We start from the raw sequence: 13,700 nt of genomic DNA, 5'->3' as shown, positions 1-13,700 counted from the left end.
TCAGGCGGCGCTGGCCGTGGAGGTGAACAGGTAGCCCGCGCCGTGGATGGTGATGATCAGCTGCGGTTCGGCCGGATCGTCGCGAAGCTTTCGGCGCAGGCGCCCGACCAGCACGTCGATGGAGCGGTCGTTGGGCAGCCATTCGCGGTTGCGGATCTGGTCCATCAACTGGTCGCGGCTGAGGGTATGTCCGGCGTTGCGCAGGAAGACGCTGAGCAGTTGGAACTCGCCATGGGTGAGCAGGGTTTCGCTGCCATCCTGATCGATCAGGCGGCGGCGGTCGTTGTCCAGCATCCAGCCGGCGAAACGCTTGAGCTGGGTGGCGGGGGCTGCGACGGCCGGTTGCTGGGCATGGCGCACCCGGCGCACCAGGTTCTTGGCGCGGGAGACCAGTTCGCGGGGGTTCAGCGGCTTGACCACGTAATCGTCGGCGCCGCATTCAAGGCCGACGATGCGGTCGACTTCGTCGTTGCGGCCGGTGATGAGGATGATGCCGACCTCGGAGCGCACCCGCAGTTCGCGGGTAAGGGTCAGGCCGTCCTTGCCGGGCAGGCGGATGTCGAGCATCACCAGGTCCACCGGGCTTTCCGCCAGGCAGGCTTCGGCCTGTTCGGCCGTACTGGCGCAACGCACCTGGTAGCCCTCCTGGGCCAGGTAGGACTGGAGCAGTTCACGGATCAGCGGATCGTCGTCGACGATCAGCACACTGGGAGCCATTGCAATTGCCCTCCGCCTCCGCACATTGGCGGGGCGCTCTTATTGTTGGAGTGGCTGGAGGTTATCGCCGGTTGAACGACCGATCAACAGCCCCCGACAGGACGCAGGAAGCGCCGAACCCCGCCCGCCTCGAGACCATCCACCCAGGCCTCGCAGATCTGCACGCCCTGCTCCGGGGTGAAGGTCTGCGGATTCAGCCCGGACTCCAGCCAGAGGCCGTCCAGTAGCGCGCTCAGGCTGATGGCGGCGAGCTCCGCGTCGAAACCCTGCCAGCCTTCCTCCGCCGCCAGTTCGGTGAGCACCTTGACGAGGATGGCGCGGTACTCGCCATAGGAATGGTCGTGGGCCTGGTTGATGGACTGGGCGGTCTTCACCGCGCCCCAGAAGGCCAGCCAGGCATCCAGCAGCTGCGGGTCCAGCAGTTCGGCGCAGAACGACGCCTGGAAGAACGCCGACAGCCGCGCCCGCGGGCCCGGCGGTGCCGCGTCGATGGCATCGCTCAGGAGCTTCATCACCCGCCCGGTCACGGCCAGGTAAGCCTCTGCCACCAGTTCGTCCTTGCTCGCGTAGTGATGGTTGATCAGCCCCACGGAAACACCGGCTTCGGCGCAGATTTTGCGGATGGACGCCCCCTGGAAGCCGTGCCGTTTGAGGCAGGTGAGGGTCGCTTCGATCAGGTGGGCCTTGCGCAGCTCGGGGTCCAGCCGGGAGTAGCGCACATCCTGGGTTGTCATGCCGACAGCTCCTGTGGTCGTTCAGGCAGTTCTGAACGACTGTACAGGATCCCGAGGCACGCCACCTACCCGTTCGGGTTATGGCCGCGGGACGGCGAGGGGAACACAGTAGGCAGCAAGGTGACGCGATAACAACAAGTAGAGGTGAACCGACATGCGCAAGACCCTGGCTGCAGCCTTCAGCGCAACACTGATCCTGATGCCGGCCCTCAGTCCGGCGGACGATGGCAACACCCTGCGCCTGTACAACTGGTCGGACTACATCGGCGAACACACCCTCGCCGATTTCGAGAAGGCCACCGGAATCAAGGTGGTCTACGACACCTTCGACTCCTACGAAACGGTCCAGGGCAAGCTGCTGCCGGGCCGTTCCGGCTACGACCTGGTGGTGCTCAATGCCGCCCTGGTGCCGCCGTTGCTGAAAGCCGGGGTCTTCCAACCGCTGGACAAGAACCGCCTGCCCAGCTGGGGCAACCTGGACCCGCAGGTGCTGGCCAGCCTGGAGCACTTCGACCCGGGCGTGACCTACTCGGCGCCTTACACCTGGGGCAGCAACGGCATCACCTACAACGTCGACATGATCAAGGCGCGCATGCCGGACGCGCCTATCGGCTCCCTGGCGATGGTCTTCGACCCCGAGGTGGTTTCACGTTTCGCCGACTGCGGCGTGACCCTGATCGATTCGCCCACCGATGTGCTGCCGCTGGCGCTGGCCTATCTCGGTCGCGACCCGAACAGCGCCGCCCCCGAAGACCTCAAGGCCGCCCAGGACCTGCTGATGAAGGTGCGCCCCTACATCCGCAAGTTCGACTCCATGAGCTACCTCAATGGACTGGCCAACGGCGACCAGTGCATCGCCATGACCTGGTCCGGCGACTACGCCACCGCCCAGGCCCGCGCCACCGAGGCCGGCGCCAAGGTGAAGCTGGATTACTTCATTCCCAAGGAAGGTTCGCTGATCTGGTTCGATGACTTCTACATCCCCAAGGACGCGCCGCACGTGGAGAACGCCCACAAGTTCATCGAATTCATGCTGCAGCCCAAGGTGATCGCCCAGGTCACCGACTACATCCGCTACGCCAACAGCAACCAGGCCGCCACGCCCCTGATTTCGGCCGAGGTGCGCAACGATCCGGCAATCTACCCCGACGACGCCACCCGTGCCCGCCTCTTCACCCAGAAAACCCAGCCGCAGAAGGCCATGCGCCTGATCACCCGCACCTGGAATGCGGTCAAGACCGGCAAATGAATTGAACTGCCCAGCATCCGAGAGCACGACCATGAAGACCCCAAACGCCGACTTCTTCGCCCAGTTCGACAATGAGAGCCTCGTGGCCGCCGACAAGGCGCATTACATGCACGGCTACCACATCTTCGACGACCACCGGGAGAACGGCGCGCTGAACATTGCCGCAGGCAGTGGCGCCTATATCTACGACACCGCCGGCAACCGCTACCTGGACGCCGTGGGCGGCATGTGGTGCACCAACATTGGCCTCGGCCGCGAGGAAATGGCGGAGGCCATCGCCGACCAGGTCCGCCAGCTGGCCTACTCCAATCCGTTCTGCGACATGGCCAACGTCAAGGCCATCGAACTCTGCGAGAAGCTGGCGGAACTGGCGCCCGGCGACCTCAACCATGTGTTCCTCACCACCGGCGGCTCCACGGCAGTGGACACCGCCTACCGCCTGGTGCAGTACTACCAGAACTGCCGTGGGAAGCCTGAGAAGAAGCACGTCATCACCCGCATCAACGCCTACCACGGCTCCACCTTCCTCACCATGTCCCTGGGCGGCAAGGCGGCGGATCGTCCGGCGGAGTTCGACTTCCTCAAGGACCGCATCCACCACATTTCCTGCCCCAACCCCTACCGGGCGCCGGCGGGCATGGACGAGGCGCAGTTCCTGGAGTTCCTGGTCAACGAGTTCGAGGACAAGATCCTCACCCTGGGTGCGGACCGGGTAGGAGCCTTCTTCGCCGAGCCGATCATGGGCTCGGGTGGTGTGATCATCCCGCCGGCCGGCTATCACAAGCGCATGTGGGAGGTCTGCCAGCGCCACGATGTGCTGTACATCTCCGACGAAGTGGTGACCTCCTTCGGCCGTCTGGGCGCTTTCTTCGCCTCGGAAGAGGTGTTCGGCGTGGTACCGGACATCATCACCACCGCCAAGGGCCTGACTTCCGGCTATCTGCCGCTGGGTGCCTGCATCTTCTCCGACCGCATCTGGAATGTGATCGGTGAGCCGGGCAAGGGCCGCTGCTTCAGCCACGGTTTCACCTACAGCGGCCACCCGGTGAGCTGCGTCAGCGCGCTGAAGAATATCGAGATCATCCAGCGGGAGAACCTGCTGCCCCATGTGGAGGAGGTAGGCACCTATCTGGAGGAACGCCTGCAGGGCCTCGCCGACCTGCCGCTGGTGGGCAGCGTGCGCTGCAAGAAACTCATGGCCTGCGTCGAGTTCGTCGCCGACAAGGCGAGCAAGGCGCTGTTCCCCGATGAGCTGAACATCGGCGAACAGATCCACCTGCGGGCGCAGAAACGCGGTCTGCTGGTACGCCCCATCGTGCACCTGAACGTGATGTCGCCGCCGCTGACCATCACCCGCGCCCAGGTGGACGAGATCGTCGAGACGCTGCGCGAAGCCATCCTCGAAACCGCCGAGGCCCTCAAGCAAAGTGGCGACTATGCAGGCAACTGACAGCGTCTGGTCGCTGCCCGGCGACGCCAGTAGACTGCCGGACATGACCGAATCCCAACCCTCCAGCACCACCCTCGCCGCCCTGCATGCCTGGCATGCAGGGCTGGCTCGCGCCATGGCCAGCGTCGCGGAACCCTCGTTCTGCGAGCGCCTGATCGATGCACTGCGAAGCCTGGTACCCATCGAGTCGGTGCTGCTGGGCCTGGAATGCAAGGGGTTGGCGCCACGACCGCTCTACCAGTGCGGCATCCCCACCGAATATCGCGAGGCGCTGATCGAGCGCTATTACGCTCGCGGTTACCTGCTGGACCCCTTCTGCCTGGCGATGGAGAATGGCTTGGCCGAAGGCTTCTACCACCTCTCGGAAATCGCCCCGGACGATTTCTTCAGCAGCGAGTACTACCGCACCAACTACCTCAAGTGCGGCTCGGTGGAAGACGCGCATTTCATCGTCAACTTAGGCGGCCAGCGCAAGGTATCCCTCTGCGTGTACCAGGGACGCAGTGGCGCACGCTTCAGCCAGGACGAACTTGCATTGCTGCGGACGGCGCACCCGCTGGTGCGCGAACTGGTTCGTCAGTTCGACGAGCGTGGGGGGCTGATCCGTTGCCTGGATGGCCACGGCTCGGCGCCCATGCGCGCCGGTGCCCCCGCCGGCCTCAACCAGCAGATCCGCGAAGCATTCATGAACTTCGGCAGCGACCGGCTCACCGAACGCGAAAGGGAAATCGCCCACCTCCTGCTGCGCGGACACTCGGCCAAGTCCAGCGCCAAGGTGCTGGAGATATCCCCGGAAACCGTGCGCATGCACCGCAAGAACCTCTACACGAAGCTGGAGATCAGCTCCCAGGCGGAGCTTTTCGCCCTGTTCATCGACTGGCTGACGGCCTGAAGGGCGTTTTCAGTCAGACGGCGCTGGGCAGATCCGATCCTTTGGCTAGGCTTGCTTGTCTCTGCCCCCAATCCGGAGACCCGCCATGCCCATCGAGAAAGCCCTGTATACCGCCCATGCCGAAGCCTACGGCGGCCGTGAAGGCCGCGCCGTGTCATCGGACGGCGTGCTGGATGTGAAGCTGACCACACCGAAGGAACTCGGCGGACCGGGAGGCGACGGCACCAACCCCGAGCAGTTGTTCGCCGCGGGTTACTCGGCCTGCTTCCTCGGTGCAATCAAGTTCGTCGCCGGCAAGGAAAAGATCACCCTGAGCGAAGACACCTATATAGAAGGCGCGGTGGGCATCGGCACCTTGCCAACCGGTTTCGGCATCGAGGTCGAACTGAAGATTTCCCTGCCCGGCCTGGACAGGCAGGCCGCAAAGGCGCTGGTGGACAAGGCGCATATCGTCTGCCCGTACTCCAATGCCACGCGGGGCAACATCAACGTGACCCTTACCCTGGTGTAGGAGCGAGGGGGACGCCCAGTTCTTGCTCGCGAATGACGTATACAAGGGCTGTTCGCCAGCAAGCTGGCTCCTGCAGACGCGGCGCAATCTATGAACAAGGGAGGCCACTGGCCTCCCTTGTTCATTTCACCTTGTAGATGATCCCTGGACTGCACTGGACCATCTGGTAGAGGTCGGGCAGGCCGTTGAGGGCCTCGGACGCGCCGAGGAACAGGTAGCCACCCGGCTTCAGGGTGGCGTGGATGCGGGTGAGGATGTCCTTCTTCACGTCCGCGGAGAAGTAGATCAGCACATTGCGGCAGAAGACGATGTCGAACTTGCCCAACGCCGCGTAGCTGTCCAGCAGGTTCAGCGGACGGAACTCCACCCGGCTGCGAATAGCCGGTTTCACCGCCCAGCGCCCCGGCCCCTTCGGATCGAAGTAGCGCGCCAGGCGTTCCTGGGACAGGCCCCGGCCCATGGCCAGGCTGTCGTACTCGCCGGAACGGCAGGCAGCCAACATGGAACTGGACAGGTCGGTCGCGACGATGCGCGCCCCCGCCTTGAGCTGGCCGAGATTGATCTTCTCGTATTCGTCGATCGCCATCGAAATGGAGAAAGGCTCCTGTCCCGACGAGCTGGCCGCCGACCAGATGCGCAGGGGCTGGTTCGGACTGGCCTTGATCAACTCGGGGAGAACCCGGCTCTTCAGCACCTCGAAGGGATAGGTATCGCGAAACCACAGGGTTTCGTTGGTGGTCATGGCATCGATGACCTGCTCCCGCAGACCACCCCTGGAAAACCCCTGGATACGCTGCGTGAGCTCACCCAGGGTCTTGATGCCGTTCTGTTCCATAAGCTTGTTCAGCCGGCTGGAGACCAGATACTGCTTGTTGCTGCCCAGCAGGATGCCGCAGGTCTTCTCCAGGAATACCCGGAACTGCTCGAACTCCACATTGCCTGAAGACACTAAGGGCGCCTCACCGATCTGTTTCCATGTCAGGGGACCGAATCAGCCCCCGTCCGTTACCTTGATGCGTTCCACGACTCGCGCCGCCAGGTCATCCGGCTTGAACTTGGCGAGGAAGTCATCCGCCCCCACCTTCTTCACCATGGCCTGGTTGAACACGCCGGAAAGCGAAGTATGCAGGAGGATATGCAGTTTCTGCATGCGCGGATCGTTGCGGATTTCCGCTGTCAGGGTGTAGCCGTCCATCTCCGGCATCTCGATGTCGGAAACGATCATCAGCAATTCCTGCTCCGGCGCCTTGCCCTCCTCCACCATCTCGCGCAGGTAGTTGTAGGCCTGGCGCCCGTCGTTGAGGGCCTTGACCTCGACACCGACGGTTTCCAGGCAGCGGATCACCTGCTTTCGCGCAACCGACGAGTCATCGACGATCAGGACCCGCTTGCTGACGGCCTTGGTCTGGGTCTCGATATCGATCACACCTTCGGACACCACCTCGGAGGTAGGTGCCACTTCGGCGAGGATTTTCTCGACGTCGATGATCTCCACTAACTGCTTGTCGACCCGGGTCACCGCCGTCAGGTAATGCTCGCGGCCGGTTCCCTTGGGTGGCGGATGGATCTCCTCCCAGTTCATGTTGACGATGCGCTCCACCGAGCGCACCAGGAACCCCTGCACCTTGGTGTTGTATTCCGTGATGATGACGAAACTGTTCTTCAGGTCATCCAGGCCTCTGCGCCCGGTCGCCATGGACAGGTCGAGAATCGGAATGGTACCCCCACGGATATTGGCGACCCCGCGCACCACCGGGCTGGACTTGGGCATCAGGGTGAGGCGGGGGCACTGCAGCACCTCCTTCACCTTGAATACGTTGATGCCGTAGAGCTGCGATCCATCGAGACGGAACAGCAGCAGCTCCAGGCGGTTCTGCCCGACCAGTTGGGTACGCTGGTTAACCGAATCCAAAACTCCGGCCATGACCAGACTCCTATTACAAGCCATTGAACGCCTGCATCAGCCTAGCAGGCGGCACGAGCCTTGCTTCTATGTTTGCATGAACACCATGACGACGCTTTTCCGACACTTGATGGCAAAACGCCGCAAATCGCTTGCGGCTGTTTTACCCGCTTTGTGCTGTCTCGGCTACAGCCCCGCGTCGAGTGCGAATCTGACGTCACCTGAGGTGCTTATCGGCACAGCCGAAGGCTTTCTTGAGTTCGCCGTCGAAGATTATCTGCAGCGGAGCAATATCCAGGGCCGCAGCGAAATCCGGGTCAATCGCCTCGATCCACGCCTGCGCCTGATGGAGTGCGACAAGGATTTGACGACCAGGCTGGAAAGCCCGGCCCAGCCGCTGGGGCGCGTCACGGTGAGGATTCGTTGCGATGGCAGCGCCCCGTGGACGGTGTTCGTCCCGGCCCAGGTCAGGCTTTACCGTGAGGTGGTGGTAGTGACCCGGCCGCTGCGCCGTGGAGCGCCGATCGCAGCCCAGGACGTGGCTGTCGCCGAGCGCGACGTGGGCACCCTGAACCAGGGATTTCTCACCGACCCGGGGCAGATCATCGGCCAGAAGACCACACGTGCCCTGCTCCCCGATCAGGTACTGGCGCCATTGCATCTGCAGCAGGCCGAAGTGGTGAGCAAGGGCGACCAGGTAGTGATCAGCGCGGCGAGCGCCTCGATCAATGTCCGCATGCCGGGAGAGGCTCTGGCCAATGGTGCGCCCGGCGAGCAGATCCGGGTTCGCAACCTGAGCTCCGGCCGCGTGATCAAGGCCCGCGTCAAGGCGCCCGGCCAGGTGCAGGTGGACATGTAGGCATGAATCCGCTGGCGCCGAAGCGGGCTGATTTCTTAAACTCAGCCGGCACCAAAGAATTTTCTAAAGTTATCCCGGACAGGGCCGATAAAACGGTAAGCGTCCAATCAGCGTCCGAGGTTCTGCATCATGGTTATCGACTTCAACCGGCTCAATAACGGCCCCACCCCCGTCAACTCGGGGCGTACCGGCAGCACCCAGGCCGGCAAGAGCGAAACCGTCACCAGCGGCCAGGCTGCTCCGGCCCAGAATACCGGCGAGCAGGCTCCGGCTGCCAAGAGCGGCGAGTCCGTGCAACTGAGCAGCGAAGCTCAGGTGCTGCAGAAAGCCGGCGAACAACTGCGCGACCTTCCCGTGGTGGACAAGGAGCGCGTTGAAAAGCTCAAGCAGGCCATTGCCGACGGCACCTATCAGGTCGACAGCAAACGCGTGGCCGGCAAGCTGCTGAACTTCGAATCCCAGCGCTAGTCCACGGGCGGCGCTGGGGAACCTGGACGCCCGATCCCCCAGAGCTCGTATGCACGATACCAACCTGCTTCAGCTGTTCACCGACGATATCGGCCACGCCCAGCGTTTGCTTGAGCTGATGGACGAAGAATTCCAGGCCCTGGGCGAACGCGATCTCGCCCGCCTGGAGAAGCTGCTTGCCGACAAGCAGCCCCTGCTCGCCCAACTCGACCAGCATGGCCGCCAGCGCAGCCAGCTGCTGGCCAGTCTCCAGCTGAGCGCCGACCGCGCCGGACTGCAGCAGTTCGCCGAACGCTTCGCCCTGGGCCAGGAAGTACTCAAGCGCAGCGACGAACTGGGCGAGCTGCTCGAGCGTTGCAAGGAGTCCAACGAACGCAATGGCCGCCTGATCCGCGCCAATCGGGCATCGGTCGGCAGCATGCTCGGCATCCTGCGTGGTGGCGATACGCCCAGCCTCTATGACAGCCGGGGTGCGACAGCTAGAATCGGCCAGCAGCGCCCGCTCAGCCAGGCCTGACGAGACATTACAAGAAAGGCACGGAGACACGCAGGCACGATGCCGCCACTCTTCGTGTAATCCGCTTTTGCGTTCGGAGAGACCTGGACCGTGTCCAACCCATTCCACGAAGATAACGGCCCACAGCCCCCAAAAGTGCTCAAGGCACCGGTCGAAATCCTGGCCAATCTTCGTCTACTGCAGCAGCACCACGATCCCCTGATCATCACCTTCCACGACCGCAACCAGCGATTCCAGAGCTACCTGGTGGAGGTGGACCGCGACCGCGGCCTGATCGCCCTGGATGAATTGATCCCGAACGACGGCGAACGCTTCCTGAAGAATGGCGAGACCTTTCGTGTCGAAGGCTTCCACGAAGGCGTGCGCATCGCCTGGGAAACCCAGCAGCCGGCTACGGTCGGCGAGTTCGAAGGAGATCGCTGCTACTGGTGCCCCCTGCCCGCCGAAGTGACCTACCACCAGCGCCGCAACGCCTTCCGCGCGCCCCTCAAGCAAACCCAGCTGGTGCCCATCGAACTGGACGGCGACAGGCTGTCGGCACCGGTCAAGGGCGTGATGCTGGATATTTCCGCCACCGGTTGCAAACTGCGCTTCGAAGGCGACCTGAGCGGCCGCCTGCAAACGGGGCAGGTCTATGAGCGCTTCACCGCCAGGATGCCCATCGGCCCCATCACCACCCCCGTGGAACTGCGCCATCTGAGCTTCGACGAAAAGCTCGGCATGAGCTTCGCCGGCATTCGCTTCCACAAGATGAGCGGACTGGTGCAGCGCAACGTCGAACGCTTCGTCTACCAGTTGCAACGCGAAGCACGACGCTTCGAGAAAGACGAACTCTTCTGATTCGAACGATGGCCAGGCTGCTGCCTAAAGAGCCTGGCCCGGTCGTTTCGTCCATCCGCCTTCAGGCAACCCCCAGCTTGATACCCATTCGCCCCAGGCGAGGCAGGTGTTCGGGGCTGTCCAGCACCCAGAGCGACGGCAGCAGTCCGTGCCGCCACTCCAGCTCCTGCAAGCGTTCGCAGGTCATGGCCAGTACTTGATCACTGCCCCAGGGTATGGCTTCGAACAGGCGTGGATCGACGAGGCGCAGCCCGAGCAACATGTAGCGCCCGTCTTCGGTCGGCCCCAGTACTGCGTGATGGTGATCGAGCGCCTCGCAGGCGGCTGACAGGTAATCGGCATCCAGCGTTGGACAATACTGGCCGATGAGTACCACGGCATCGTTCTCGGAAAGGCCCAGGGCAGCGATTCGTCGCATTCGCTCCCCCAGGTCGCCGACCGGCTGGCCCACCACCATCCAGTCGTTATCCTCGGCCAGGGCTTCGAGGGCCTCGTCCGGTCCATCCTCGATCCAGAAGATTCGCTCACTGAAGCCCAGCGGTGGGAGGTTGAGTACGCGTGCCACCAGTTGCCGATGCAACCGGTCCACCCCCTCCTCCCCCAGTTCAGGAACCAGCCTGGGGTGGAAGTTGCCGGCCTGCGGGGCGCTGGCCAGCAGATGCAGGGAGATGCTCAACGTCATGACCAGATCCTCCTTGAAGTCCCAAGGCAGGCCTTGGGCTTGAAGCTCGGGTAGCCACACTGGTCGATAATTGGGCAAAAGCGTTGTGGCGTTGGGCCACTACTTATTCGGCTGAGGTTGCTCCGGCATATCGTCCGTCGGCGGCGCAGGCGGGGTATCGCCGTTCTGCATCTGGTCGTGCACCGCCCGTTCGTCGACACGTGGGTCCAGGGCAGCCACCAGGGGCGAACTGGTCATGTTGTCCGGGGTGGGCACGTGATGCAGCGGCGCCTCCTCAACCCTGTGCAGGCCGGTGACCGCGTCCGGCCGCACCCGCAGTACCAGCACCGCGGCGCAGAAACAGACGAAGGCATAGAGCATGTTCGGCCCCAGCTGCTTCATCAGGGCACCGGTCAGCAACGGACCGATGCTCGCGCCCACGCCAAAGGTGATCAGCAGCATGGCGGTCAGCGACACGCGGCGCTCCGCCTCGATATGGTCGTTGGAGAAGGCCACCGCCAGGGGATAGAGACTGAACTGCAGCAGGCAGACCACGAAGCCCACCGGGAACAGCACCTCCAGAGGCGCCGAGGGCATGATCGCCAGCGGCAGGGACGACAACGCGAGCAAGGCGGCCGTGCTGCGGATCAGCACCGCGCGATCGTGACGATCCGACAGCCAGCCCAGCGGCCATTGCACCAGCAGGCCGGCGAGGATGCAGCTCCCCATGAACAGGCCCACCTGGTCGATAGGCAGCCCCTGGGCGGTGGCATAGAGCGGCGCCAGACCATAGAAGGAACCGATCACCAGGCCGGACACCAGCACGGTGGTCATCGATTGCGGCACCCGCTTGATGAAGAAGCGCGGCTCCAGCGGTGCCGGATGCAAGGGCGCCGGGTGCAACTTGCGAGTCAGTGCCACCGGCACCAGGCACAGGGCAAAACACATGGCCACCAGCATCAGCAGCTCCGGCCCGAGCCCCGGATGCAGTACCAGCACGAGCTGGCCCAGCACCAGGCCGAGGTAAGACGCCACCATGTAGCCGGCGAACACCTGCCCACGCTGGCTCGCGTCAGCCTGCTCGGTGAGCCAGCTCTCGATCACCATGTACTGGCACATCATCCCCAGGCCCACGAGCATGCGCATGAACAGCCAGGCCGGCAGGAAATTGATCAGCCCGTGCCCGAGCACGGCCGCCGTCACCACCCCGGCACACGCCACATAGGCGCGGATGTGCCCGACCCGGGCGATCAACCGGTGCCCCAGCTTCCCACCGAGGATCAGGCCGAAATAGTTGGCCGCCATCAGGGCGCCGACCCAGAGTCCGTCCACCTTGTCCGCCGCCAGGCGCAGGCCGAGGTAGGTACTGAGCAGGCCGGAGCCGATCAGCATGAGCAGGGTGGCGAAATACAGTGCGCGAAACGACTTCCAGATCCGATGCATCGACGCTCCAGACGGCTCCTTGTACAGGGAGGGCCGCCCGGACGGGCGACCCTGGGACGATCACACCTGGGAGGCGAGGATGCGCCGCTCCCAAGGGGAGATCTCATCGAAGAAGCTGCTGAGCTCCATCGTCTTCGTAGCAATGTAGCCTTCGATGAACTCCTTGCCGAACAGTTCACGTGCCAGATCACTGCGTTTCAGACGTTCGATCGCCGCATGCAGGGTACAGGGCAGCAGCAATTCGTCCGGCGCCTCGAACTCGCCCTGGATCGGCGCGCTCGGTTGCCGCTGCTGTTCCATGCCGTAGAGCCCGGCCGCCAGGCTGGCGGCGATGGCCAGGTAGGGGTTGGCGTCGGCGCCGGGCAGGCGGTTCTCCACCCTCCTCGCCACCGGCGCGCTGGCCGGAATGCGCAGGCCGGCCGCGCGGTTGTCGTGGGACCAGCAGGCATTGTTGGGCGACGCATAGGGGTGGCACAGGCGCTGGTAGGAGTTCACGTTCGGCGCGAAGAGCGCCGTGAAATCCGCCATGGCCGCCTGCTGGCCGCCGATGAAATGGGCGAAGGCCGCAGTCGCCTCACCGTTGGCATCGCTGAAGATGTTCTCTTCGCCGTCGAGAGTCACCACGCTCTGGTGGATGTGCATGGAGCTGCCCGGCGTGTGCGCCAGCGGCTTGGCCATGCAAACCACCTGGATACCGTGCTTGAGCGCGACCTCCCTGAGCAGGTGCTTGAACAGGAAGGTCTGGTCCGCCAGCAGCAGCGGATCGCCATGGAGGAAATTGATCTCGAACTGGCTGACGCCCATCTCGTGCATGAAGGTATCGCGCGGCATGCCGAAGGCCTCCATGACGCGATAGACCTCTTCGAAGAAGGGTCGCAGGCCATTGCCGGAGGACACGCTGAACGCCGAGCAGCCCACCTCGCGCCGACCATCCAGCCCCATCGGCGGCAGGAAGGCCTGGGTCGGGTCGGGATTCGGGGCGAAGACGAAGAACTCCAGTTCCGTGGCCACCACCGGCTTCCAGCCGTGGGCCGCATAGCGCTCCAGCACCTTGCGCAGCAGTCCCCGGGTCGACAGCCCGGAAGGACGGCCATCCAGCTCCTGGGCATCGCAGATGGCCAGGGCACGCGGCCGCTCGCTCCAGGGCAGGCGATGAATCTGGCTCGGCTCCGCGACCAGTGCCAGGTCGCCGTCGTCGCTGCCATAGAAACGGGCGGGCGGGTAACCGCCCATGATGCATTGCAGCAGCACGCCCCTCGCCAGCTGCAGACGGCGCCCCGAGAGGAAGCCCTCTCCCGTCATTACCTTGCCCCGCATCACTCCATTCAGGTCGGGGGTGACGCACTCGATCTCTTCAACGCCGGCCAGACGCTCGGCGAGCGGGCAGCGGACTTTGGTAGTCATGATTGTTGTCCTTGTGCACTACAGCCGCTCTGGATGGCGGCTTGTACAAAAT

General features: G+C 63.8%; 15 protein-coding genes. 8 read left to right on the top strand and 7 right to left on the bottom strand.

Annotation, left to right across the window (positions count from 1 at the left end):
* Entirely contained in the window at window positions 1–723 is a 723-nt protein-coding gene (locus FXN65_RS08155) for a response regulator (RefSeq protein ID WP_151138701.1), read from the bottom strand.
* A gap of 77 nt (window positions 724–800) precedes the next feature.
* Entirely contained in the window at window positions 801–1,451 is a 651-nt protein-coding gene (locus FXN65_RS08150; RefSeq protein ID WP_151132581.1) for a TetR family transcriptional regulator C-terminal domain-containing protein, read from the bottom strand.
* Between the two features lie 154 nt (window positions 1,452–1,605).
* Between FXN65_RS08150 and FXN65_RS08145 the strand changes: the two genes are divergently transcribed.
* The 4 genes from FXN65_RS08145 (at window position 1,606) to FXN65_RS08130 (ending at window position 5,553) form a co-directional block, all read left to right on the top strand.
* The gene (locus FXN65_RS08145) at window positions 1,606–2,700 is read left to right on the top strand and encodes a polyamine ABC transporter substrate-binding protein (RefSeq protein WP_151132580.1); all 1,095 of its coding nucleotides are present in this window, start codon (window positions 1,606–1,608) and stop codon (window positions 2,698–2,700) included.
* Between the two features lie 31 nt (window positions 2,701–2,731).
* Window positions 2,732–4,150, top strand: a complete 1,419-nt coding sequence (locus tag FXN65_RS08140; protein ID WP_151132579.1) for an aminotransferase — start codon at window positions 2,732–2,734, stop codon at window positions 4,148–4,150.
* 43 nt (window positions 4,151–4,193) lie between these two features.
* Entirely contained in the window at window positions 4,194–5,042 is an 849-nt protein-coding gene (locus FXN65_RS08135) for a helix-turn-helix transcriptional regulator (protein WP_151138699.1), read from the top strand.
* 85 nt (window positions 5,043–5,127) lie between these two features.
* A complete protein-coding gene (locus tag FXN65_RS08130; protein ID WP_151132578.1) occupies window positions 5,128–5,553 on the top strand; it encodes an organic hydroperoxide resistance protein in 426 nt (141 codons plus the stop codon).
* Between the two features lie 121 nt (window positions 5,554–5,674).
* Here the strand turns inward: FXN65_RS08130 and cheR are convergent, their stop codons facing one another.
* A complete protein-coding gene (gene cheR, locus FXN65_RS08125) occupies window positions 5,675–6,502 on the bottom strand; it encodes a protein-glutamate O-methyltransferase CheR (RefSeq protein WP_151132577.1) in 828 nt (275 codons plus the stop codon).
* A gap of 42 nt (window positions 6,503–6,544) precedes the next feature.
* Window positions 6,545–7,477 carry a chemotaxis protein CheV gene (locus tag FXN65_RS08120; RefSeq protein WP_151132576.1) on the bottom strand — a complete coding sequence of 311 codons (933 nt, stop codon included), beginning with the start codon at window positions 7,475–7,477 and terminating at the stop codon, window positions 6,545–6,547.
* 76 nt (window positions 7,478–7,553) lie between these two features.
* Here FXN65_RS08120 and flgA point away from each other — a divergent pair, with 76 nt between their 5' ends.
* The 4 genes from flgA to FXN65_RS08100 all read left to right on the top strand — a co-directional run bounded on the left by flgA (window position 7,554) and on the right by FXN65_RS08100 (window position 10,140).
* A complete protein-coding gene (gene flgA / locus FXN65_RS08115) occupies window positions 7,554–8,315 on the top strand; it encodes a flagellar basal body P-ring formation chaperone FlgA (RefSeq protein ID WP_151138697.1) in 762 nt (253 codons plus the stop codon).
* A 129-nt stretch (window positions 8,316–8,444) separates the two neighbouring features.
* Window positions 8,445–8,783, top strand: coding sequence for a flagellar biosynthesis anti-sigma factor FlgM (gene flgM / locus FXN65_RS08110; protein ID WP_151132575.1), 339 nt, complete (start codon window positions 8,445–8,447; stop codon window positions 8,781–8,783).
* 49 nt (window positions 8,784–8,832) lie between these two features.
* On the top strand, window positions 8,833–9,300 hold the full coding sequence (locus tag FXN65_RS08105; RefSeq protein WP_151132574.1) for a flagella synthesis protein FlgN: 468 nt from the start codon (window positions 8,833–8,835) through the stop codon (window positions 9,298–9,300).
* A 90-nt stretch (window positions 9,301–9,390) separates the two neighbouring features.
* Window positions 9,391–10,140 carry a flagellar brake protein gene (locus FXN65_RS08100; protein ID WP_151132573.1) on the top strand — a complete coding sequence of 250 codons (750 nt, stop codon included), beginning with the start codon at window positions 9,391–9,393 and terminating at the stop codon, window positions 10,138–10,140.
* A 61-nt stretch (window positions 10,141–10,201) separates the two neighbouring features.
* Here the strand turns inward: FXN65_RS08100 and FXN65_RS08095 are convergent, their stop codons facing one another.
* The 3 genes from FXN65_RS08095 to FXN65_RS08085 all read right to left on the bottom strand — a co-directional run bounded on the left by FXN65_RS08095 (window position 10,202) and on the right by FXN65_RS08085 (window position 13,648).
* On the bottom strand, window positions 10,202–10,822 hold the full coding sequence (locus FXN65_RS08095) for a TIGR04282 family arsenosugar biosynthesis glycosyltransferase (RefSeq protein ID WP_151132572.1): 621 nt from the start codon (window positions 10,820–10,822) through the stop codon (window positions 10,202–10,204).
* A gap of 99 nt (window positions 10,823–10,921) precedes the next feature.
* Entirely contained in the window at window positions 10,922–12,244 is a 1,323-nt protein-coding gene (locus FXN65_RS08090; protein WP_151132571.1) for an MFS transporter, read from the bottom strand.
* Window positions 12,245–12,304: 60 nt separating this feature from the next.
* Window positions 12,305–13,648, bottom strand: coding sequence for a glutamine synthetase family protein (locus FXN65_RS08085; protein ID WP_151132570.1), 1,344 nt, complete (start codon window positions 13,646–13,648; stop codon window positions 12,305–12,307).
* Window positions 13,649–13,700 lie beyond the last annotated feature (52 nt).

Origin of the sequence: Pseudomonas lalkuanensis (assembly GCF_008807375.1) — a bacterium.
Lineage (GTDB): Bacteria > Pseudomonadota > Gammaproteobacteria > Pseudomonadales > Pseudomonadaceae > Metapseudomonas > Metapseudomonas lalkuanensis.
Note: the sequence above shows the minus strand (reverse complement) of the source record. Positions and strands in the feature narration are given on the sequence as shown.